The following is a 20,564-nucleotide window of genomic DNA, read 5'->3' on the forward strand; positions in this document are numbered from 1 at the left end:
TTGGTTGAAGTCAGTGTAATAATTGCGGTTGTTGTAGCTTTATCCCAAGTGGCGAAAATTCTTGGCTTACAAACTAAATATATCCCATTGCTTAATTTAACGCTTGGCATCCTGCTAGGCGTTTTATTTTTGCCATTTGATATAAAAATGAACGTGTTCCAGGGAATCATCATCGGTTTATCAGCAAGTGGGCTATACGATCATTCCAAAATAACGAAAAAGGATGTTGATAATAAATGAAAAAAACTATGAAACTAGCTTCCTCTGTATTTATGACTATATTGCTCCTGTTAAGTTTCAAGACAGGGGCTTTTGCTGATAGAACACTTATTATTCCTGATTTACCAAAGCAACCATACCGCTATGGCGTAGGTGCTTATGAGGGCGTTGTAGCGCATAGTACAGCAACTCCTGAAGCTCCGGCTATTAATATCCAAAAGTATGAGTCTCGTACATGGAGAAATGCATTTGTTCACTACGCAGTCGATTGGGACGAAACAATTCAAATCGCTGACACAAAGTACATCGCTTATGGCGGTGGACCTGGTGCGAATAAACGTTTTGTACATGTGGAGCTTTGCGAAACAGCAGATTACGATAAATTCAAACGCAGCTATGATAAATATGTAAAGCTACTTGCTAAAATTCTACGTGACCGCGGTTTATCTGTAGAAAAAGGATTATGGACTCACTACGATGTGACGAAATATCTTGGTGGTACAGACCATGAAGACCCACTTGATTATCTGAAATCTCACGGTGTATCTGAAGCTCAATTTCGTGCTGATGTACAACGAGCATATAATAATTCTAGTGTGGAAGTTTCTGTTCCTGAGAAGCCATCTAAACCAGCAGAAGTGCAAACGGCTGTAACTGATGGCGTGGCTTATATTCAAGGTAACAATGTTAATTTACGCAAAGGACCAGATACAAGCTACTCTAAGGTTCGCCAGTTAAACAAGCCAGAAGCTTATGTTGTATGGGATGAAAAGGATGGTTGGTTAAATCTTGGCGGTGAGCAATGGATTAAAAACGATCCATCTTATGTGAAGTTTAGTAAGAAAAGTACAGTGGATTCATCTATTGTAGGAAAACGTGTTGTTTCTAAAGTGGACAACTTACGTTTCTATGATGCTCCATCTTGGCAGGATAAAGATGTTGCTGGTTCTGTAGATGTAGGATTAGGATTTACGATTGATGCGAAAGTAATTGTTAATGGTTCACCACAATATAAAGTACACAACAGCAACGGCAAAACATACTATGTAACTGCAAACGAAGCCTATGTGTATGTGAAGTAAGTAAAAGGGTCTGCTCATTATGAGTAGACCCTTTTTTTGTTTATATAACGCAGGTTGATACACTATTTATCAGTTCAAATATTCCTTTATAAAACATATAAAAAAATGGACTTTTTTCTATATTTAACCTAAATTCATTTGACTCACGTCAAACGAAATGATATAATAAGAGTATAAAGAAAAGGAGGTGAACAAAGTGGATTGGATGATAATCTTAGGAACGATAACAGCGTTCATAACAATTTATTCTCAACTTTCTTCCGGTATTAAAAACACAATTGATATTTACTACAAAATCAAGGAAGAAAAACAAAAGAGTCGCTCCCGCCAAGAAAACGACTCAGAATAACACTGCAAGAGAGGGAAACCTCTCTTGTACCTAAGATTATTATAACACATTCCACTATATTTTATGAAAAAAGTCATTTTTAGTAACATACCAATTCTTGTGATTTTAGGATACATCTTGTATCAAATTGATTACACCGATTTACAAACATTAGATTACATCTACATCGTCCTATGTATACTTACATTAATAATGATGGTGTTTAATTTAGTAACTACCTATATCAAGGAGAAAAAGAATGTATAAATTTGAAACCAAAGACGACTTAATTCGTTTTATTCAAGATGAAATTGTAAACACTTCAGAAGCGTTAGAAATTTTAGGGTGTTCACGTCAAAATCTAAATGTAATGGTGCAGAAAGAAAAAGTGAAGCCGATTAAAGAAATGCCTCGAGATCGGTTGTACTTCAAAGAAGATATTTTAAAAAGCAAAGAACAAATGAGAAAGTAACCTTTTAATTTAAGGTTACTTTTTTTTAATTTCAAGGGATATTATAACAAAAACCTATTGATTCAAGTAAACAGATATGGTATAATTATATATGTAAGGGAGGTGAGAAACATGGATTGGGACTTAACAGAAAAGATTCTTAGAAATCTAGCTTACATAGTAGGCATGGTGGTAGGAATCACAACCGCAAAGAAAAACATAAATGATATGAAAGACAGAAAAGAAAAGAAAGAAAACGAAAAAAAACGTCTAGCCCGCAAGACTAGACGAAAATAACACAAAGGGGGAAGAAATTCCCCCACTCTTAAAAAAGATTATAACATGATTACAAAATTACACAAAATCCAATCCATGTAAATATGAAGTTAGATCGAAACACTTTGGTATTAGTATTATTTTTAATATTAGTGGTTACAGTAACAAACTATACGAATCCTGAAGTAATTGACTATTTAGGAATTGCTTCCACAATAATTTTAACTATAGCACTTGTTATTAATTTAGTTTCTTTATGGAAAAAAGGTAGGGACGAAAAATGAATATGGACTATAAAATGAGTCGTGAAGAAATAGAAAAGTTAGTTAACCAAGTAGTTTTAACAGCAAATGAAACTGCAAATTTATTAGATGTCACAACTCAAAGATTACATGTACTTGTAAAACAAGGGCGACTTATTCCCATTAAAGTAGTTGATAGGGTTTCATTATACTTTCGTGAAGATGTTGAAAAACTTGCTGAGGAATTAGAGGGCTTGAGAGGAAAATATCGACCATATGAATGATTAAAAGCCCTTTATAAGCAGGGCTTTTTTCTTTGAAGGAATTTATTATCCATCATTTCAATTAAATCCGTTGTAGCGTTATGCGGTGGTTTGTTCATTATGGTCGGCAGCCAGGAACGGGGATTCTCCCTTATTTCAAGAGCGGGAATTGGTTATATTGTTGTTCAAATGATACCGTTGTTTATGAGGTTACTAGTTGAGATTGCTAAAGCAATTTATATGAAAGCAATTGACGTTTTTTATATAATTATTATATATTAATATAGCGAAAAAACAGAATAACAATTACTTAAAAAACAACGGATATAAGTGATAGTTATATATTGTTTTATATACTTAGGAGGAATCATAATGAATTTTAAACATGTACTTGTAACAGGCTTAATTACCGCCACGCTATTCGCCACAACGAATACTCATGCACAAACTACAGCTTTCACTGATGTACCAAGTGGGCATTGGTCTGAAAGTTCTATTAACTACTTAGCTGATAAAAACGTAATTAATGGTTATGGAAACGGAAGATTTGGTTTTGGAGACAATGTAACTCGTGGACAAGTATCTGCGATTATTTCAAGATACCTAAAACTAGAAAATAATGGATCTACAATCAAAAATTTCTCTGATATTCATGGGCATATGTTTGAAAACAGTATTAAAGCAGTTGCTCAAGCAGGGATCATGACAGGAGACAGCACTGATAAATTTAGACCCGATGATACATTAACTCGATACGAAATGGCTGTTATCTTACAAAAAGCTTTTCATTTAGCTGTAAAAACAAACGACCTTTTCTATGATGTTTCAAATAATCATTGGGCAAAAGACTCTGTTCGTTCATTGTATAGTAATGGCATCACAAACGGAATTGGAAACTATCAATACGGCGGAGAAATGAATGTAACGAGGGAACAATTTGCAAAATTTATGTATAATGCAATTTTTGTAAACCCTAACTTTGTTCCTGAGTCTATTCCTGAGAAAGATGGGGATGAGCAAAATTATAAAGAAATTCAGAATATACTGATTGATTCTGGGTTTGAAAAAACCGAATATAACTACAAATATAATAGAAATGGTAACGTATTTGATCCCATTATGTATTTTGAGTTTTCTTCTCGAGATGCCAGCGCATATAGAATGTCTATTCATAGTGATGACCCTGTATTAAACGAGCCTGTGAAAAAAATCCTAAAAACACTACTACCAACTAAAGGAGATTATCTGTACAATATAATTAAAAATCCTACTGCAAGCTCTCGAACAATAGAATTAGATGGTCGCAAAGTTGAAATTATAAGAGACTCTAGTATAAGTATTTATATTGGAAAACAAAAATCCTAGAAGTGACTTATAGATGATTTAAATGTTCCCTTTGCATAGGGAATTTAAAAGGAGCTACCCATAAGTCAGTTTCGCTGCTTATGGGACAGCTTCTTTTTTTATTTGCAGGAATTTCTTGACCATCATGGAATACTCTCACTAGGAGGTGTTGTGACGCTATGACGGACGAGATTGTTTATTCTGCTAGTGAAGTATACAAACGACTAGGAATAAGTGATAGCACCCTTAGAAAGTACATGGAAGTATTATCTCGCGAAGGATTTGCAGTAAAGAAAGATAAGCGCGGCAGACGCGAATACACAGACGGCGACATTATGGTTATTGAGAGATTAATTGAGCTTAGCAAGCATGACGGTATGACGCTGGAAAAGGCAGCGAAGATGATTGCGCAGCAAATTGAGAAAGTTAACCCAGATCTGATTAAAGAAGAACCTCAAGAAACAGACTTAATCCCATTCCACATTCAACAACAGTTACAGCAACAATATAGCGTTATGGCGCAAGAAATGAATCAGAGTATAGCATTAATGGAAAGACGATTAAATGAGCAAGCGAAGCAAAGCAACGAGGAAATCAAAGCGAGTATAGAACAACATAATGAACGAGTTGAGAAACGATTAGAAGCCAGGGATGAGACGCTTATGAAAACACTACGTGAGATGCAGGAAGCGAAGAGACTGATGCAGGAATTTCGCGACGAGGTTGCTGCAGCGAAAGAGAAGAAGAAGCCGTGGTGGAGGTTTTGGTAAGGATTTGTAACAAACTACGCATAGGTAAAAGAGGAGTGAGATTTCACTCCTCTTTTTTTAATTGTGGATTTCAATTCGCATTAGATCGCTACTACGATTTTGCATCTCTAAGCTTATATCTATTTTAAGATTGTTTTTATCTATATGATATGCACCCGTGCGTGTATTAGAAGACACTATTTTCTCAATCTCTGTACTCAAATCTAAGTTTGGATTTATCATAGTAATCCATTTCTCCCCTAACTCCATTAACGCCTGCTTACTTTGATTTCTATCAATTACAAAATGAACAGTAAAGTTATTTTCATTATCGCCAGCTACAGTGAAGTTCCCATAAAATTCAGGAATCCCCTCTAATACAGGAGAGAACAAAGCGATCTCTGAATGTTTACCTCCTACCGCTCTATACTTTAATTCCGCATTATATTTTTTGTTGATTTCAGTAACGAGATTTTGTGCTTCTTTAGATATAGATTTTTTTAATACCGATGAGCTATCCATCCAACCTTCATGATAATAAATGTCATCGTCTGCTAAATCTTGCGGGATAACAGTAGGCTTTGACTCAGGCTCTTTTTCTGGTTTTCCTGACTTAGTAATTGCATTGTATAAGAATTGTGCATACTGCTCACGAGTTACAATATTTTTAGGTTCAAATAGATTATCCCCTGTGCCAGCAGCAATTTTATTTTCTTGTAATGCGCTGATAGCATTTGTTGCCCAGTAATTCTTATCTACATCTTTGAACGTGGTAGTAGATGTGGCTTTGAAGTTAAAAGCCTTTGTTAATACAGAAGCCAATTGTTCTCGTGTTAGAACATTATCCGGACCAAACTTCCCATTGCCAAATCCGTTCATAATACCTGCCTTACTAAGACTTAAAATTTCTTTTTCAAACATATGTCCTTGGACATCGCTGAAAGGATTTGGTGCATTAGGTTCATCTGCTGGCTTCAAGTAGGCATATATCAGTCTAGCTACTTGTCCTCGTGTAATATTATCACCAAAACCAAACATTCCATTTCCATAACCAGCTACAATATTTTTCTCTTTTAAATCCATAATTGCTTTATAAGACCAGTGATCTACAGGAACATCTTTAAATCCTACCGTTTCTGCTGCTTGCACATTTGTTAGAGGGGTTAGTGTTGTTGATGCGATAACTGTCCCTGCTAAGATTAGTTGTTTAAAGTTCATAATTAAATCCCCTTATCCGTAAAATAATGTGTTCACAAAGAACACTGTACGCATTCTATTTAATATTAACATATAGATATTTAAATTTAAATGTTTATTATGGAAATTTTTCTCAAGTAGTTCGTTTCAATTATTTGGTGTTTTTGTCCATCTCTTTGAAAAGGAGAATAAGCAAAAAATATTGTGAAAAATCCTTATATCCCATTCCACTTTCAAGAACAACTGTAGCAACAATACAGCGTTATGGCGCAAGAAATGAATGAGGGTATGTTAATGATGGAGAAGCGATTGAGTGAGCAGGCAAAGCAAAATAGCGAGGAAATCAAAGCGAGCATAGAGCAGCATAATGAACGAGTTGAGAAACGATTAGAAGCCAGGGATGAGACGTTGATGAAAACACTACGTGAGATGCAGGAAGCTAAGAGATTAATGCAGGAGTTTCGTGATGAGGTTGCGGCTGCGAAAGATAAGAAAAAGCCGTGGTGGAGGTTCTGGTGAGGTTTTAAAACAAACTACGCATAAGTAGAAAAGCAGAAATGTATACTTTTCTACTTATGATTAGATAAAAAAGAAATATGTATTTATTCTTTTATATCTAAAATCTCATGGATTCTCTGTTGCATTTTTAATAATTCGTGAATTTTGGCCAATGAACTTAAATCATATTCAGTGAGGTAGTCAACTATTTCTAAGTTGCTAACTGTATTCTTTACTTCTGCGAATGCATCGTCGAGTATATTTTGTATTCCTTTTAAAAGTTCATAGTCTTCTTTTTTTGCTGTAGAGTCATACAAGTATAACCCCCTATCAACTCGAAACACTCCTTCTTTTTCATTGTCTTTTAACACTCGATTTAAAGCTCCGTTTTTAGCACCTTCTGTAACTTCAAGTTTGCTATCAACATAGTCCTCTAGTTCCTTTCTTCTGAATTGTTTTTTCTCATTAATTTTAAGAAATTCCATAGCAACTTCTCTTATTTTTGGTGCTGAACTTTCTAAATTTGCATTCATAAAAAACGCTCCCTTGCAGTTTATTTAAGAATATAATAACTTTAATATCATCTAACGTCAATAGTTGTAGATGTATCGAATATATCTACAACTATGATATATGTGATATTTGAAATATTTAAAATGTTTAAAAAAAGCCTTTAGAGGTTTAATATCCTCTAAAGGCTTTTTACGTGTTATTTCTTCTCTAACATCTCATAAAGGTGCTTGTACATCCCTTTGTATCCTTCAGACTGTCGAGTTGTTAGCTTAGTATTTACATAGCTTTCAAGAAGCATATCGATAATGCTGTTAATCGATGCTTTATCCATGCTTTCTTGTTCTTTTATAAATGGTTTAAGAGTATTTAGCTTTAATAAAACAGCTGGTGAAATTTTAGCAGTTTTAGATGGAACTAAACGTTGATCTGGCTTCTCAGGAGCAGTTATTTTTGCTTTATTGATGATAGGTTTAATAACTTGCTTCTTAAGGGGCTCACTATTACGGCCAAAATCGTTAGTTCCTTTTATCTGTACACCTTTGTCATTTAAAGTGTTTCCAGGTTTTGTGACTATAGGTTGAAATGGTGCTTTAGACATTATGAACCTCCTCCTTAAGCATTAATAGTAGCAAAATAGTTTTCATGTTCATTAAGTTCGCTAAGAACATCGATGAATAGTTGATGAGCTTTTTCATCCCACATATCAATATTGCCGTTAACGTTAACATTTTTATGAATTCCTTCAATATCGTACACTTTTAGACGCTCTTGGTATCTAACGATTGTATCTAGAACGTTTCCGCCATACATTTCCTGAGCTTGTTGTAATACTTTATTATCCACTCGTTTACCTTGATGTAACATCATTGGGATAATACCTAAAACTTGTAGGTCTGCATCATATGTTTCTGCTAAGAACTGCATATAAGCGATGTATGTTTGAGCACCTTCTAAAGATAATTCTTGTGTCTGTAGAACGATGATACAATAATCTGCTGCTATCATAGCGTTATCTGAGTAGTCACTGATTGTTGGTGGTACATCTATGTATATGCGATCATATTTATCTTTTAATGGTTCTAGTAATTTTTTTAAATTTGTAATCTGGGCAAGTTCATCTTCAGGGAACATATCAAATAAGATTTTTGATAGTTTTCTAAATGAAGTGTTAGATGGAACAATGTCCAAATTCTCCATTACTGGGATAATCTCATTCTCTAAATTTTGATTTAGAAATGCATCCGTAATAGACTTGTCTATTTGTTCAATGTCACCTGTTTTAGCAAGGACTCTTGTAGCATTACCCTGAGGGTCCATATCCACTAAAAGACATTTCTCATTAAATACTGTAGCTGCTTCATAAGCCAACATTGTAGCTGTTTTTGTTTTTCCAACTCCGCCTTTAAAGTTACCGATTACGTATGTAGTTGCTTGTCTAGTCATTTTCGACACTCCTCTATAAAACTCCGAATAAGTATACCTTTGAGTAAAATGTAACATCTACATACAATATTCGCAACAGTATACCGCAGAAAAGTTTATGTTTTTCAAACGGATTTATCGAAAGAGTAGAAAAGTATACATAAGCGTAAGATTTTTTAGTATACTTTTCTACATTTCTACTTAAGCGTAGTTTATGTAAAACGTAATTTCACAGGTAGAAAAGTATACATTTCTACTTAAACGTAGTTTTGAATGTTTTTCTCTGTACGCTGGTATTTAAGGGTTAATTGCACTTTTCGAGGAGAGAATGCTTGTAAATATGAGTGCCGAAGTATACATTTCTACTTACGCGTAAGTTAGAAAGAGTATACCAAATTTGAAACTCAGGTAGAAAAGTATACTTTTACACTTTTTCGTAGTTCCACTTTTCTACTTATGCGTAGTTTTGAGTTGTCAATTCTGTATTTACAAACAAAAAAACTTGCTGTAAGTTAATACACAACAAGCTTTTTCTACAAAACAAAACATATTTTGATACTTTAAATAAATGAAGATCGATAGAACGAATATAACTACAATTGAATATGAACACAAAACAAAAAGCCACTCCCATATGTTAACGGCTACCAACCGTTGAGGGAATGACTCAGTTCTAGTAATTGCTACCAACACTTACTAGATATAACCTGTAACCAAGCAGGACTTCGGTTTAAGTAGTGAACCAACACTATCTTAAACAATTATGCCTTTCTCCGAGGCTTCTTTGATATACCCATTTTATCTATTGTTTGGATAAATATCAACTAGTAAATACTAGTTTTGATTATTTTGTAGTCCAAAAGATATATACCGGGCATCTCTAAACCTAGAAGTCTTGTGGATCTACAGGCCATTTAGGAATTTGGAGGTGCCTTTTCGTTTTTTGTTCGCGTGGAATTGCCTGATACCACGTATGAAAAACTGATAAGCCGTAATTCCGTGCTTCTATATAGAGGGAACGTGTTACGGCGTGGCTTGCTGTTAGTCGTGCAGGGGGTACAGAGTATACGCCTACAAAAACAGCACCCCTCATTGGAATCCTGTTCTTCTGGTGAGGGTGGGCGAGAACTTGCCCAGGGACGATTCTCTAAAAGGTTCGGGTGGTTATCGTTAGCATTACGGTGCTAGGGAGTACATTCAGTTTGTCGTGTAGGGACGATATTACAAGGACAAGCCATAGAAAAAGGATGTATGCGGTGAAGATCGCTGAGTGAACAGGGTCTATACATACGGATACCTTATAAGTGACCGCATGGCGAAAACAAAGACGCTTATCCATCTATTTTGATCGATTACTTTTTTTCTAGTCTTTCAAAGTAGGGGATAAATCTGCCTTCCAGCCGTATTCCATAATGGTTCCCACATGATAAAAACCCTTAAGACCTTCAGTCAAGATTAAATTCGAAGAAAAGCAGAAAAATATGAGGTTGTATAAGTCCTAGGGGAACTACTTGCTAAGATAGAGGAATAGATAAGGGAATTACTAGTTACTTAGTGAGAGGATAAGGGGACGGATGGTAGAATAGGCCTTATTGCAGGATTTGGTTTTACACATCAGATATAGTACGTGAAATTATACAAATGGGGGAATTAATATGAATTTACATTTTGAAACGTGGATTAAAAAACAAAATATTTCAGAAGACTCTTCTAGATTGTTTGATGAATCTTTTTTATGTTATAGGGTTGGAGCATATCGTGCAGCTTTTTTGATGTCGTATTTAGGTTTTATGAAGTGTTTAAAAGACAGATTGCTTAATAGTGATAAACCGGATTTAGTGGATGAAAAGAGATGGGATACTGTAAAACAGTCATTAAATGATGAAGATGTATGGGAAAATACGGTTATTACGACTACTCAAGAATCTGATAGAGCTACAAGTCAGAATAAGTATTATTTAATTAGTTCAGATTTAAAAAAAGAGATTGAGTATTGGAAGATTAAAAGAAATGAATGTGCTCATGCTAAAAATACTATTATTGGATATAGTCATGTTGATATGTTTTGGTTATTTATTGAATCTAATCTTATGAAGTTTGTAGTGAACGGAGGGAAAGAAGGTTTATTAGCTAGAATAGATAAACATTTTAATTCTCTTTATGTTGATCCTAGATCTGATGCATCTTACTTAATTAAAGATATTCCATTAGTGGTGAAACCCTCTGAAATCCCTGAATTTTTAAAAGAAATTTATGATAATCATGTTAGCTTACATTCTAATCCAGAAGAGTCGTCAGAGTTATTTTGGCGTCAAATAATTCATTCTACAGATTTAAACGTATCTAACGCTGCTTTAGAGTTTATATCGTCTGATGAAGGAGTATTTTTTGATTTCATAACACATTTCCCTAACAAACTTATTGAATTGAATAGTCATACCGATGAGTTTGTTAGAGTTTTGTGGAAGAAACGGTTATTTTCTAGATTTTATATTAGTAATGATAATTTTTGGGAGATTGTTTGTATTTTACTTACTCATAGATTTATACCAATTTCTGATTTAGAATTCTTTATTTCAAGACTTGCTGGTTGTATTTCTGTATTCCGATTACCTAATGAAGATCATACCAAAATTTTAAAACAAACTAATCTGTTTAGCATTATTAAAAAACAATTATTTGAAAGTGGAAAATTGAATAAATCTGGTATTGGTTATAATACAGCTAATAATGAGTCACATAGGATTATATATTATTTAGAAAACGTAGCTCTTGATGATGTTGTTGTAAGTGAGTTAAATGAATTATTTAAAACGTTTAAGTTCGGAAGTTTCTTTGAAATGATGGAGCAACATATTGAAGATAATCCAAGATTTATAACTGATTTCCGTGAAATAGCAAAAAATAATGACATAGTACTGGTAGAATTTTTTGCAGAAGATATTGAGACTGAAATGCAGGAAAGTTAAGTGTATTTTATAAGGGTAGACAAAATTAAAATATTCTTATATCATATTACCTATGCTACAATTCACTATTAATATCTGTTAGCTCATTACAAGCACACCTAACTTATAAAGTTACTGTGATTGGAAAGGCATCAGGTGTGAAAGGTGACAGATTTCTTCCTGAAAATTGTACTCTTTTTTTTGAAGAGCACTTTCCAAGAAGGAGGATCCGCTTATGCGGAAGCCAGAGGAAACAATGGCTTCAGGATTAGCTATAGCAATAGCTATAATTAATCTTGTAGCAGCAATAATCCACCTATTTTAAGGTGGATTATTTTTTTATATAAAAAAAAGACACCCTAAGGTGCCTTCCTCCGACTTGAACCATCCAAATATTATTTTACCATGTTAAGTAATATTGTTCATTGAGAAATATGATCCAAATCTATATTTTGTTAAGTAGTTATGTTGAACACTTTTCTAAAAAATAGCTTAATGTATTCCAATAAGATAAAGATAATGATAAAATAAAAGTGCAACAAGATGTTGCTTAGTTTTTTAAATTTCATGGGAATATCTAAAAGCTAGGTTTGGTCGCCGAGTTTTTTCATTCCTATCGGTCATGAGATACCTCGGTTGGTCGCCGGGGTATTTCTTATTTATTTAAGTATATCTAGGTCTATTTTGGACAAAATAAAATATAATATTAGTAGAAAATAGAACACTGACATCTTTGCCACTTCTAAATTAATTTGGTCTTGTGCAAAGAAAGTATGGTCAGTACTTTCAGCTCAATGTTCTATTAATTCTACCTTTTGAGTTGAGTGTTGCTAATTATAGCAGCACTTTTTACATTTCGATTCGTTCTTTGATGACTTTGACTATATGTTTTACGAATTCGCTTTGCGTGAAAAAGTAATGAATATTCTTCATTACTGTTGTCCACGATGCTAGGTTACTTACGAAAGACTGGGATTCTGTCTTTTTGGTCGCCTTTTTGTTACGTTTTTTCATTCCTATCCCTCCCTTCGCAAGGGAAGGGCAAAGACGGCACATCTTATATTTTAAAGAGTTATATAGAAGAGAACAAGCTATTAATTAGTAAATAAAGAAAAGACACCCATATAAGAGTGTCTTTTCCAATAGTTTTTTAGCAGAAGCAGCTAGCTCCAACTATGATTAATAAAATAAATAGTACAACTAATAAAGCAAAGCCTCCAGCGAAACCGCCGCCGCCGCAACTACCACCAAATCCCATTTTAATCTCTCCTTTGAGTAGGAGGGGAAATTCAAGGTCACTCATGTATTTTAACGGGTTCACTTTACCTTATGTTTTTACGCCTAGATTGAGCAGGTCCTAAAAAAAAGACGCCATAAGGCGTCCCCCACAATTGGGTAGATAAGGTTTAGTTTTCCACTTTTAAGAAATTAGGTATCACACCTTGAGAGTATATCATAATATCTATTAAATTTAATATTATATGCATTATTACATAAAAAAAAAGACACCCTAAGGTGCCTTCCTCCGACTTGAACCACTTTAATTTTAATATATGTATTGGACGCCAATCCATATATTATTTTACCACGTTAATTAATATGGGTCATTGAGAAAAAATAAAAGCACTCTTTCGAGTGCCTTCAACTATTCTACTTTTAATTTAATTTCTTTACCTGTCATACCGCCACTAGCTTTTAAGAAAAGTCCTTCAGCATCTTTTGGTATATCAAATACAATTTTACCTGTCTGTGTTAGACCAGGATTTAATTGTTTTAAGAAGAAGTCAGTTTTTCCACCGTTAGCTAAGTCAAAAGATGTTTGACCTTGTACTGAAGATGTGAATTCACGACCTTTGTTATCTACCAATTTAAAGCTGTTAGTATCAACAGTGATAGCGTCTTTTTGATTATTAGTAAGTGTAACTTCTAAAATCTTAAAGACACCTTGTGCTTGTTCTTTTGAGTATTCATTACCAACAGAATCTACTGTTTCCATAGATCCTACAGCGATTTTTACATCAGAAGATACACCTTCTTTTGATACCGCTTTAGTGTCTGTTGAAGTTTTTTCAGTTGAATCTCCGCCACCAGCAACCATAGCAATTATTCCGATTACAAATAAAGCTATAATGCCTAGGCATCCAAACTTAAATATTTTCCCCACGTTTGTTCCTCCAATTATGTAAAATGTAAGATTGCCACGTTAATAATAACAAATTAAATATCTTTATATTGTCATATTATGTCGAAAGGAAATAAAAAGATAGTTTAGAAGTTTCAGACTGTATTTCTTTCCTATGACTTATTTTTCCCACGTATCTCTTATTCATAAGAAAAGACACCCTAAGGTGCCTTCCTCCGATTTGAACCATCGTATAGAAATATAATATCGATTAATAATATAAATTATACAAATAATTCGTTATACTTCCCTGTACTCTAGCTGATATAATGTATAAGGCAATTATTGGTTAATTAATAGCGCACATATATTAGGGAGGTACATAAGCCATGTTAGAGGTAATTACGGCATTTTTCTTACTAATTTTCAATTCCATTGTTTATCTCTTTTCAAGTGGAGAAACCAAGCAAATAGCAAAAGATCATATAAAAAAAATTGTTAATAGTCCTGATGGAATAATAATATTAATCGTTGCTGCGGCACTTTTAATCGGGGGGATATATTTATATTTTTATGGTTTCGGTTTATGACTATAAACTAAAATCATATCCAAGTATACGAGACAATGGTTCACCTAGGAAGTATGCGTATTATGGTGGAGAATGGGACACAGGTGGTCTTTTTGGAGAAGCCAAATGTATTTATAATAAAACTGATGAATCGGATAATAAGTAGTATATATAAAGGCCTTACCATTTTCATAGGATGGTGAGGTTTTTTAATGTACAAAAGAAAAGACACCCTAAGGTGCCTTCCTCCGACTTGAACCACTTTATTTTTAATAATATAAGTACATTATGCGGATACAGTAGCTTTACCCTTACGGAAGATACCCATTAACCCGCCAATTAATAATAATACTCCTGGTAATAAGTAAATAATAGAGATACAGATGAATCCACCAATAGAAGCAACTGTCATCATGATACCGCCAACTTTAGCGTTCTTCTTAACTACTACGCAGCCAACAATCCCTAAGATTGATAAAGCAACAGCTCCCCATCCTAAACCGATGATGCTGTCTGCGCCTTCCGCTTCAAACGCTGCTCCCATACCGCCGATCATTAAAGCGATAAAAGCACTAATAATACCAAAAATACCACCAATAAGTCCTAATACAAATTCAGTTGTTCTTTTCATTCTAATCTCTCCTTTAAAATTTATTCTACTTTTAATTTAATTTCTTTACCCGTCATACCGCCACGAGCTTTTAATACTAAACCTTGTGCGTCAGCAGGAACGTCAAATATGATTTTACCTGTTTGAGATAAACCAGGGTTAAGTTGTTTTAAGAAGAAATCAGATTTACCACCATTTCCAATATCATAAGCTGTCTGAGCTTGTGTAGAATATGTAAATTCGCGGTCTTGGTTGTCCATTAATTTGAAACTATTCGCATCAACAGTAATAGCATCCTTTTGATTGTTTGTAATAGAAATTTCAACTACCTTAAACACACCTTGAGCTTTTTCTTTTAAATATTCGCCACCAACAGAATCTATTGATTCAACAGAACCTACAGCGATTTTAACTTTAGAAGACTCCCCTTCTTTAGAAAGTTCCTTTTTAGGTTCCTCTTTCTTAGGTTCTTCTTTCTTTTTAGGCTGTTCTTTTTTCACTTCTTCTTTTTTAGGCTCTTCTTTCGCCTCTGTAGAAGCTTGTTGAGTTGTTTCTTTAGCCTTAGGTTTTTCTTCTTTATCTTCTAATGGTATTAAGATCATTGCTAACACAAGGCATACAATAGAACTAATAATTAGCTTGGCCTTAGGTTTTTTTTTGAAAATAGCAATAATAAATAATACAAACAGAACAATTGAAGCTAGAAAAATCAGTACTGCTAGTGTTTCCATATTCGATCCGCCTTTTTTTTATAGTTTTTGGTCAATATGTAAGATTTCCGAAATTATCATAACAGAAACAGTTACAACTAGTTTGTCGTATTTTGTCGAATATACAAATAAAAAGATATTTTAATGAGTTGTTTTTTCTAATTCTTCAATAACAACCTTGTCCTTGCCTCCTTTGATCTCTCCAACTAATTTGTTATTTTCAACAAAAATACGTTCGAAAACAGGGATTTTAGTCATTTGAATAGTGTTAGTTGGATTTTGCTGTTTTGTTTTTCTAAAATTATCTAAGTTTATAAGCATTATGGTAATCCTCTTTTCTTCGAGAATGTATGTTCGTTTCTTGATTAAAAATAAAAGCCCAGGGAGGACTAAACATAGCAACATACTAATTTTTGATATTTAAGTAATAATAATTCTTTTGGAATCCCTGTATGATGAGAGATTGCATCAATCGTTTTTAACTCTTTTGCATATGCATGCCAATTCTCATCGGGTAGTAACAATTCCACTGCAAATAAATTAGCTTGTCTTTCAAATTTATCTACAGATAAGAATGTATTAGCACGTAAAAATGGAGTATTGACATGTTTATGCATTTTACAATGGCCTAATTCATGGGAGCAAGTAACAATTTGTTCAGTGATACTTAAATTTTCGTTAATACAGATATATTGGTTTTTCTTATTATATTTATAAAAACCCATGATGCTTGGATGTAAATTTTGATAAAAAACATGAACGTTTAAATACTCAGCTATTTCAAAAGGGTCTGTTGTATTGTATTTGTCTGCTAGTTCTAATGCTGTGTTTTTTTCGTAATACCCCAATTGAATCTCCCTCCCCTGAATCACTCTGATTCTTTTCTATATTTTTTAGGGATGTATTTCTTATTTACTTTTTGTGTATGCTTCACGATGTATTCCATTGCATCCATCAATGAGTCCAAAGCTTCTTCAGAAAGGGGTTCACCAGAAAACATTAATCCGTCAGTGTCTGTCAGATCTTTGCGTATTTCTTCCATTCTTTTTCCGATGTCTTTTTTATCTTTTTCGGTAAAACCTTCTTCATCTTTAATAATATCTTTATTTTTCTGTTCAGTTCTTCCTAATAGATAATCAATTGAAACATTAAAGTATTGTGCTAGTGCTTCTACTCTGTCAATTGATGGTTTTTGTTTTTTTAGCTTATATAGAATGTTTGGACTCAATCCTAATTTTCTTTCTAATTCAGCTATTGAAAGACCTTTACTATCGGCCAATTCTTTAACTCTTTCAAATAAAGTCATATATATCATTCCTTTTAATGCGAGAACACTTCTTACCTAAAAGTAAGATGAACCTGTTGACATCTAACCTATAAGGTAGTATCATGTGTCCATAAGCTATTTATTTAGCCACTTAAACATCACAAATGCAAAGCCGAAAACCACGTTCCCCAACGTACAAAGGCAATATATGCATGTTTATTTAGCTATGGTTAAATATTAACCTATAAGTTAGAATGTGTCAATAATAAGCTAAAAAATTAGCTTATTTTCCAGAAGATGAGGTGAATAGAATGAAAAATGAATTTGGCATGAAGGTTCGAGCAACGCTATTCGCTAAAAATATGCACCAAAAAGAATTAGCAAGCTTGCTTGGAATATCTAATGCTTACCTATCGGATATTATTCGGGATAAACGGAACGGAAAGAAAATTCGAGAGAGAATCATAAAAATTTTAGATATAAAGGAGGCTTCATGAAAATGAATCAATTACAAGTTTTCAATAATGAAGAGTTCGGGCAAGTTCGAACAGTAGTACAAGGTGAAGAAGTGTTATTTGTTGCAAAAGATGTTTGTGAAGTGTTGGAGATAAAACAATCTTCAGTCGCACTAAAGAAATTAGATGAAGATGAAAAGGTTGTGATTAATATTCACACCCCTGGCGGAAGTCAAGATACATGGGGGATAAACGAAAGCGGTCTTTACTCACTAATCATGACAAGCCGTAAGCCACAAGCGAAAGCATTCAAAAAGTGGGTAACCAGTGAAGTACTTCCTTCTATTAGAAAACATGGAGCATACATGACAAATCAAGTCCTGGAACAAGCGGTAACTAATCCAGACTTCATGATTGGAATTCTTACCAACTTAAAAGAAGAACAAGCAAAACGAATTGAAGCTGAACGAAAAGTATTGCAGCAACAACCATTAGTAACATTCGCAGAAGCTTGTATGCAGTCAGATAAATCACTAAAAGTGAGTGAGGTTGCTAAGTTAGCAGCGAAACACAATATCAAAATCGGACAGCGTCAGTTATTCGCAAAACTTCGTGAATGGGAGTTAATGTTCAAACGTTCTACTGAGCCAACACAAAAAGCAGTTGAAAGAGAACTATTCGAGGTTGCACAAGGCGTTAAACAGAAACCAAGCGGAGAGCCATTCACATGGACAACAACATACGTAACACCAAAAGGACAAGCCTACATCATAGACCGACTGAAGAAAGAAAATGAACAGAAGGCGGTGTAAACAATGGAAGAAAGCACATTCTCATTATGCATGGTTCTGGTGGCAGTCATAGTTTTCAAAGGGTTCGTGTATTTGATGGAACGTATAGACAAACGGATCATGAAGGATGAACAGTGATGGATAAACAGCAGCGAGATGAATACGAAGGAAAGAAAATTTTGTGGATCATAAAGGATTTAAGAGCTAAAGGGGTACATAACAGCGCAGATAAGGTTGAGGAAACATACAAGTATATCACTCTAGCTAAATAAGAAAAAACCCTACAGGGGATGCAGGGTAATAACTAAGGGTATTGAGTTGTCGACTCCATAAGGACTTCTTGGAATGTACAAAGTGTAACACATAATTTATAAGAACTTTATATATAGATGTTACGAAATTATGAACATGGACAAGCTTTCGCTTGTCGGAATATTCAGTTATCTAATGGTATTCCCCACCTAACAAACAGGTTACTGGATATTCCGATGCGTGAAAGCATCAAAAAAGCCCGTACAGAAGCACAGGCCGGTTGTTACAAATATCGGTAACTAAATATTAACAGAATTGTTTAGTAAGTACTATTGAAAAAATAAAAAACCGTCTTACCCCTAAGACGGTTTGGAGAAAACACATTTGTAATGACTCAATTACATTATACCAAATGTTTTCTCCTACAGTAAATAAGGAGGAATGAGAAATGATTGAAAATCCATTAGTAAATGGAAATCAACACGATTCATCAGCAAGAGACTTCATTGAGTATTGTGAGGATTGCGATGGAGAACTGTATTTTGGAATGACTTATTACAAATTTGAAAGATCTTTAATTTGTGAAGAATGCGCTTCGGGATTTTTAGAAAGACATGCGAGAAGGATGGTGGCTGGAGAATGAAAGAACAATGGAAGCCAATCACTGGTTATGAAGGGCATTATGAGGTTTCAAATAAAGGAAACGTAAAGTCTCTTAAATATAAGAAACATAGAATTTTGAAGCCGTTTGAATGGCAAGGATATAAAAAAATCAAGTTAGTAATGGAAGGCATTGAGAAAACATTTAAAATCCACAGACTTGTGGCTAAAGCCTTTGTTAAAAATCCAGAGGATAAACCTATGGTTAATCATAAAGACGGAAATAAGGGTAATAACATCTACACAAATTTAGAGTGGACTACAAATGCAGAAAATATAAAACACGCTTACGATAACGAATTAATAAGCATTAAAAAGAAGATGAGAAGCGCTAAACCGAAAGCGGTATTACAAATAGATAAAGAAACAGGCGATGTATTAGCAAAATTCGAATCTGCTGGAGAAGCTGAACGTGAAACTGGAATATGGGGATCTCATATTCGCAGAGCATGTCTTGGAGAATTGAAACAAAGTGGTGGTTATGTTTGGGAATATGTAGAGTCTCATTCAACAGCGAAAGTGGCAGGTGAATGAAATGAATATACATGACAAGTTCCAAATGGAAAAACAAATTCTTATGAGCTTAATAGAACGCTATAAACAAAGTGATGAGCCAGGTGCTTTATCCATGGTTATGGCTTATGAATATGGATTGCAGGCGCTTACGGAAGTGTACGTTGTGAGTCAACAAGAAGAGGTGATCCCATTTTGAAGCGCGCGATAAAGGAGTTACAAAAGTCACTTGGGGTTGAAAAACGTAAGTTAAGTGATTACGAGTTTAAGTTGAAAAATCTAAAAGAACATGAGATTTTACTTCGCGAATCCATATCAGACGTAAAACTAACGATTGTAGATATAGAAGAAACCCTTTCGACACTAGAGATTATGACAGAAGGGGCTGAATGAAGTGAATAAAAGCGAAACGATTACTGAATTAGCTAAAGCGTTAGTGAAATTCAATTCAGAGGTAAACAAAATAGCAAAGGATGCAGACAATCCTTTCTTTAAAAACAATTATGCAACGCTAGACACGATTATAGACGAAATTAGACCAATCCTTTCTAAACACGGATTAAGCATCATGCAAATACCAAGCGGTGACGGTCAAAATGTAACGTTAAAAACACTTCTCTTACATGAGAGTGGTGAATGGTTAGAAAGTGATGAACTAACAATGAAGCCAGTAAAGAACGATCCGCAAGCAGTAGGGAGTTGCATCACATACGCTCGTCGCTATTCATTAGCAGCATTCCTGAGTTTGAACACAGGCGAGGATGATGATGGAAACGGTGCTACTTACGGAAAAGGTAACAAACCTAATCAGAATGGTAATAGTGGACAAGCTCCAAATAAGCCCGTAGGAAACGGAAATAGCAGTAGTAACGGCAAAGCATCCGAGAAACAAATGAAGATGATACACGCGAAAATAGCGCACATTTCAGCTTTAGCGAAGACCGATAAACAAACTATTGAAGATACATTGAAAGGCAATATTGGAACTGAAAACCTAAGCGAAATCAGCTCGAAAATTGCATCAAAAGCAATTGAATTACTAATGGGATGGGAAAAGCAATATAGCCAAGCAGGATAAGGAGA

General features: G+C 34.2%; 30 protein-coding genes and 2 pseudogenes. 21 read left to right on the forward strand and 11 right to left on the reverse strand.

Features of this window, described 5'->3' with window-relative positions:
- From DN408_RS01150 to DN408_RS01185, 10 genes and pseudogenes are all read left to right on the forward strand, one after another.
- Nucleotides 1-240, forward strand: a complete 240-nt coding sequence (locus DN408_RS01150) for a holin (protein WP_078178391.1) — start codon at nt 1-3, stop codon at nt 238-240.
- A complete protein-coding gene (locus DN408_RS01155; RefSeq protein WP_078178392.1) occupies nt 237-1,301 on the forward strand; it encodes an N-acetylmuramoyl-L-alanine amidase in 1,065 nt (354 codons plus the stop codon). The genes DN408_RS01150 and DN408_RS01155 overlap by 4 nt, the downstream gene beginning before the upstream one ends.
- Before the next feature lie 196 nt (nt 1,302-1,497).
- Nucleotides 1,498-1,650 carry a hypothetical protein gene (locus DN408_RS31180; RefSeq protein ID WP_179957868.1) on the forward strand — a complete coding sequence of 51 codons (153 nt, stop codon included), beginning with the start codon at nt 1,498-1,500 and terminating at the stop codon, nt 1,648-1,650.
- 238 nt (nt 1,651-1,888) lie between these two features.
- Entirely contained in the window at nt 1,889-2,101 is a 213-nt protein-coding gene (locus tag DN408_RS01165; RefSeq protein WP_078178393.1) for a DNA-binding protein, read from the forward strand.
- A gap of 111 nt (nt 2,102-2,212) precedes the next feature.
- Complete coding sequence (locus tag DN408_RS31185; RefSeq protein ID WP_179957869.1) at nt 2,213-2,377, forward strand: hypothetical protein; 165 nt, start codon at nt 2,213-2,215, stop codon at nt 2,375-2,377.
- Between the two features lie 83 nt (nt 2,378-2,460).
- The gene (locus tag DN408_RS31190; protein WP_179957867.1) at nt 2,461-2,640 is read left to right on the forward strand and encodes a hypothetical protein; all 180 of its coding nucleotides are present in this window, start codon (nt 2,461-2,463) and stop codon (nt 2,638-2,640) included.
- Nucleotides 2,641-2,642: 2 nt separating this feature from the next.
- Nucleotides 2,643-2,882 (forward strand): helix-turn-helix domain-containing protein, encoded by a 240-nt coding sequence (locus DN408_RS01170; protein ID WP_078178406.1) that lies wholly within the window; start codon nt 2,643-2,645, stop codon nt 2,880-2,882.
- Between the two features lie 60 nt (nt 2,883-2,942).
- A pseudogene (locus DN408_RS01175) lies at nt 2,943-3,143 on the forward strand (hypothetical protein); the annotation flags it as partial.
- A 90-nt stretch (nt 3,144-3,233) separates the two neighbouring features.
- Complete coding sequence (locus DN408_RS01180) at nt 3,234-4,226, forward strand: S-layer homology domain-containing protein (RefSeq protein ID WP_147739921.1); 993 nt, start codon at nt 3,234-3,236, stop codon at nt 4,224-4,226.
- A 158-nt stretch (nt 4,227-4,384) separates the two neighbouring features.
- Nucleotides 4,385-4,975, forward strand: coding sequence for a DUF3967 domain-containing protein (locus DN408_RS01185; RefSeq protein ID WP_078178396.1), 591 nt, complete (start codon nt 4,385-4,387; stop codon nt 4,973-4,975).
- Nucleotides 4,976-5,032: 57 nt separating this feature from the next.
- Here DN408_RS01185 and DN408_RS01190 read toward each other — a convergent pair whose 3' ends face one another.
- The gene (locus DN408_RS01190) at nt 5,033-6,172 is read right to left on the reverse strand and encodes an S-layer homology domain-containing protein (RefSeq protein WP_078178397.1); all 1,140 of its coding nucleotides are present in this window, start codon (nt 6,170-6,172) and stop codon (nt 5,033-5,035) included.
- Between the two features lie 198 nt (nt 6,173-6,370).
- On the opposite strand from DN408_RS01190, the pseudogene DN408_RS01195 reads away from it, so the two are divergent.
- A pseudogene (locus tag DN408_RS01195) lies at nt 6,371-6,670 on the forward strand (DUF3967 domain-containing protein); the annotation flags it as partial.
- 83 nt (nt 6,671-6,753) lie between these two features.
- On the opposite strand, the gene DN408_RS01200 reads toward DN408_RS01195, so the two are convergent.
- The 3 genes from DN408_RS01200 to DN408_RS01210 all read right to left on the reverse strand — a co-directional run bounded on the left by DN408_RS01200 (nt 6,754) and on the right by DN408_RS01210 (nt 8,605).
- On the reverse strand, nt 6,754-7,182 hold the full coding sequence (locus DN408_RS01200) for a hypothetical protein (protein WP_078178398.1): 429 nt from the start codon (nt 7,180-7,182) through the stop codon (nt 6,754-6,756).
- A gap of 176 nt (nt 7,183-7,358) precedes the next feature.
- A complete protein-coding gene (locus DN408_RS01205) occupies nt 7,359-7,760 on the reverse strand; it encodes a hypothetical protein (protein ID WP_078178399.1) in 402 nt (133 codons plus the stop codon).
- A gap of 14 nt (nt 7,761-7,774) precedes the next feature.
- Nucleotides 7,775-8,605, reverse strand: a complete 831-nt coding sequence (locus tag DN408_RS01210; protein WP_078178400.1) for a ParA family protein — start codon at nt 8,603-8,605, stop codon at nt 7,775-7,777.
- A gap of 1,634 nt (nt 8,606-10,239) precedes the next feature.
- Between DN408_RS01210 and DN408_RS01215 the strand changes: the two genes are divergently transcribed.
- Nucleotides 10,240-11,553, forward strand: coding sequence for a hypothetical protein (locus tag DN408_RS01215; RefSeq protein WP_147739922.1), 1,314 nt, complete (start codon nt 10,240-10,242; stop codon nt 11,551-11,553).
- A gap of 1,129 nt (nt 11,554-12,682) precedes the next feature.
- On the opposite strand, the gene DN408_RS01220 is transcribed toward DN408_RS01215, so the two are convergent.
- Together DN408_RS01220 and DN408_RS01225 are read right to left on the reverse strand one after the other, a co-directional pair.
- Nucleotides 12,683-12,790, reverse strand: a complete 108-nt coding sequence (locus tag DN408_RS01220) for a YjcZ family sporulation protein (protein WP_078178596.1) — start codon at nt 12,788-12,790, stop codon at nt 12,683-12,685.
- Nucleotides 12,791-13,177: 387 nt separating this feature from the next.
- Complete coding sequence (locus DN408_RS01225) at nt 13,178-13,696, reverse strand: DUF4352 domain-containing protein (RefSeq protein ID WP_078178403.1); 519 nt, start codon at nt 13,694-13,696, stop codon at nt 13,178-13,180.
- A gap of 347 nt (nt 13,697-14,043) precedes the next feature.
- Between DN408_RS01225 and DN408_RS01230 the strand changes: the two genes are divergently transcribed.
- Entirely contained in the window at nt 14,044-14,244 is a 201-nt protein-coding gene (locus DN408_RS01230) for a hypothetical protein (protein ID WP_078178404.1), read from the forward strand.
- 265 nt (nt 14,245-14,509) lie between these two features.
- Here the strand turns inward: DN408_RS01230 and DN408_RS01235 are convergent, their stop codons facing one another.
- The 5 genes from DN408_RS01235 to DN408_RS01255 form a co-directional block, all read right to left on the reverse strand.
- On the reverse strand, nt 14,510-14,854 hold the full coding sequence (locus DN408_RS01235; protein WP_078178338.1) for a DUF4064 domain-containing protein: 345 nt from the start codon (nt 14,852-14,854) through the stop codon (nt 14,510-14,512).
- Nucleotides 14,855-14,874: 20 nt separating this feature from the next.
- The gene (locus tag DN408_RS01240) at nt 14,875-15,564 is read right to left on the reverse strand and encodes a DUF4352 domain-containing protein (protein WP_078178339.1); all 690 of its coding nucleotides are present in this window, start codon (nt 15,562-15,564) and stop codon (nt 14,875-14,877) included.
- Between the two features lie 120 nt (nt 15,565-15,684).
- Entirely contained in the window at nt 15,685-15,864 is a 180-nt protein-coding gene (locus DN408_RS01245; protein ID WP_098058709.1) for a hypothetical protein, read from the reverse strand.
- A 68-nt stretch (nt 15,865-15,932) separates the two neighbouring features.
- The gene (locus tag DN408_RS01250; RefSeq protein WP_147739923.1) at nt 15,933-16,391 is read right to left on the reverse strand and encodes an ImmA/IrrE family metallo-endopeptidase; all 459 of its coding nucleotides are present in this window, start codon (nt 16,389-16,391) and stop codon (nt 15,933-15,935) included.
- 20 nt (nt 16,392-16,411) lie between these two features.
- Nucleotides 16,412-16,849 (reverse strand): helix-turn-helix domain-containing protein, encoded by a 438-nt coding sequence (locus DN408_RS01255; RefSeq protein WP_147739924.1) that lies wholly within the window; start codon nt 16,847-16,849, stop codon nt 16,412-16,414.
- Nucleotides 16,850-17,121: 272 nt separating this feature from the next.
- Between DN408_RS01255 and DN408_RS01260 the strand changes: the two genes are divergently transcribed.
- From DN408_RS01260 to DN408_RS01285, 8 genes are all read left to right on the forward strand, one after another.
- Entirely contained in the window at nt 17,122-17,307 is a 186-nt protein-coding gene (locus tag DN408_RS01260; protein WP_147739925.1) for a helix-turn-helix domain-containing protein, read from the forward strand.
- Between the two features lie 2 nt (nt 17,308-17,309).
- Nucleotides 17,310-18,077, forward strand: a complete 768-nt coding sequence (locus DN408_RS01265) for a BRO family protein (RefSeq protein WP_147739926.1) — start codon at nt 17,310-17,312, stop codon at nt 18,075-18,077.
- 116 nt (nt 18,078-18,193) lie between these two features.
- The gene (locus tag DN408_RS31800; RefSeq protein ID WP_255449016.1) at nt 18,194-18,328 is read left to right on the forward strand and encodes a hypothetical protein; all 135 of its coding nucleotides are present in this window, start codon (nt 18,194-18,196) and stop codon (nt 18,326-18,328) included.
- 428 nt (nt 18,329-18,756) lie between these two features.
- Nucleotides 18,757-18,951: a hypothetical protein gene (locus DN408_RS01270; RefSeq protein ID WP_147739927.1), complete on the forward strand. Its 195-nt coding sequence runs from the start codon at nt 18,757-18,759 to the stop codon at nt 18,949-18,951.
- Nucleotides 18,948-19,502: an NUMOD4 domain-containing protein gene (locus DN408_RS01275; protein WP_179957871.1), complete on the forward strand. Its 555-nt coding sequence runs from the start codon at nt 18,948-18,950 to the stop codon at nt 19,500-19,502. Before DN408_RS01270 ends, DN408_RS01275 begins: the two co-directional genes overlap by 4 nt.
- A 25-nt stretch (nt 19,503-19,527) precedes the next feature.
- Nucleotides 19,528-19,680: a hypothetical protein gene (locus DN408_RS31195; protein ID WP_215598729.1), complete on the forward strand. Its 153-nt coding sequence runs from the start codon at nt 19,528-19,530 to the stop codon at nt 19,678-19,680.
- Nucleotides 19,677-19,874, forward strand: coding sequence for a hypothetical protein (locus DN408_RS01280; protein WP_144513670.1), 198 nt, complete (start codon nt 19,677-19,679; stop codon nt 19,872-19,874). Before DN408_RS31195 ends, DN408_RS01280 begins: the two co-directional genes overlap by 4 nt.
- Before the next feature lies 1 nt (nt 19,875).
- Nucleotides 19,876-20,559 carry an ERF family protein gene (locus tag DN408_RS01285; protein ID WP_147739929.1) on the forward strand — a complete coding sequence of 228 codons (684 nt, stop codon included), beginning with the start codon at nt 19,876-19,878 and terminating at the stop codon, nt 20,557-20,559.
- The last annotated feature ends 5 nt before the right edge of the window (nt 20,560-20,564 follow it).

Source organism: Bacillus sp. AR13-1 (assembly GCF_008042285.1).
Taxonomy (GTDB): Bacteria; Bacillota; Bacilli; order Bacillales; family Bacillaceae_G; genus Bacillus_A; species Bacillus_A mycoides.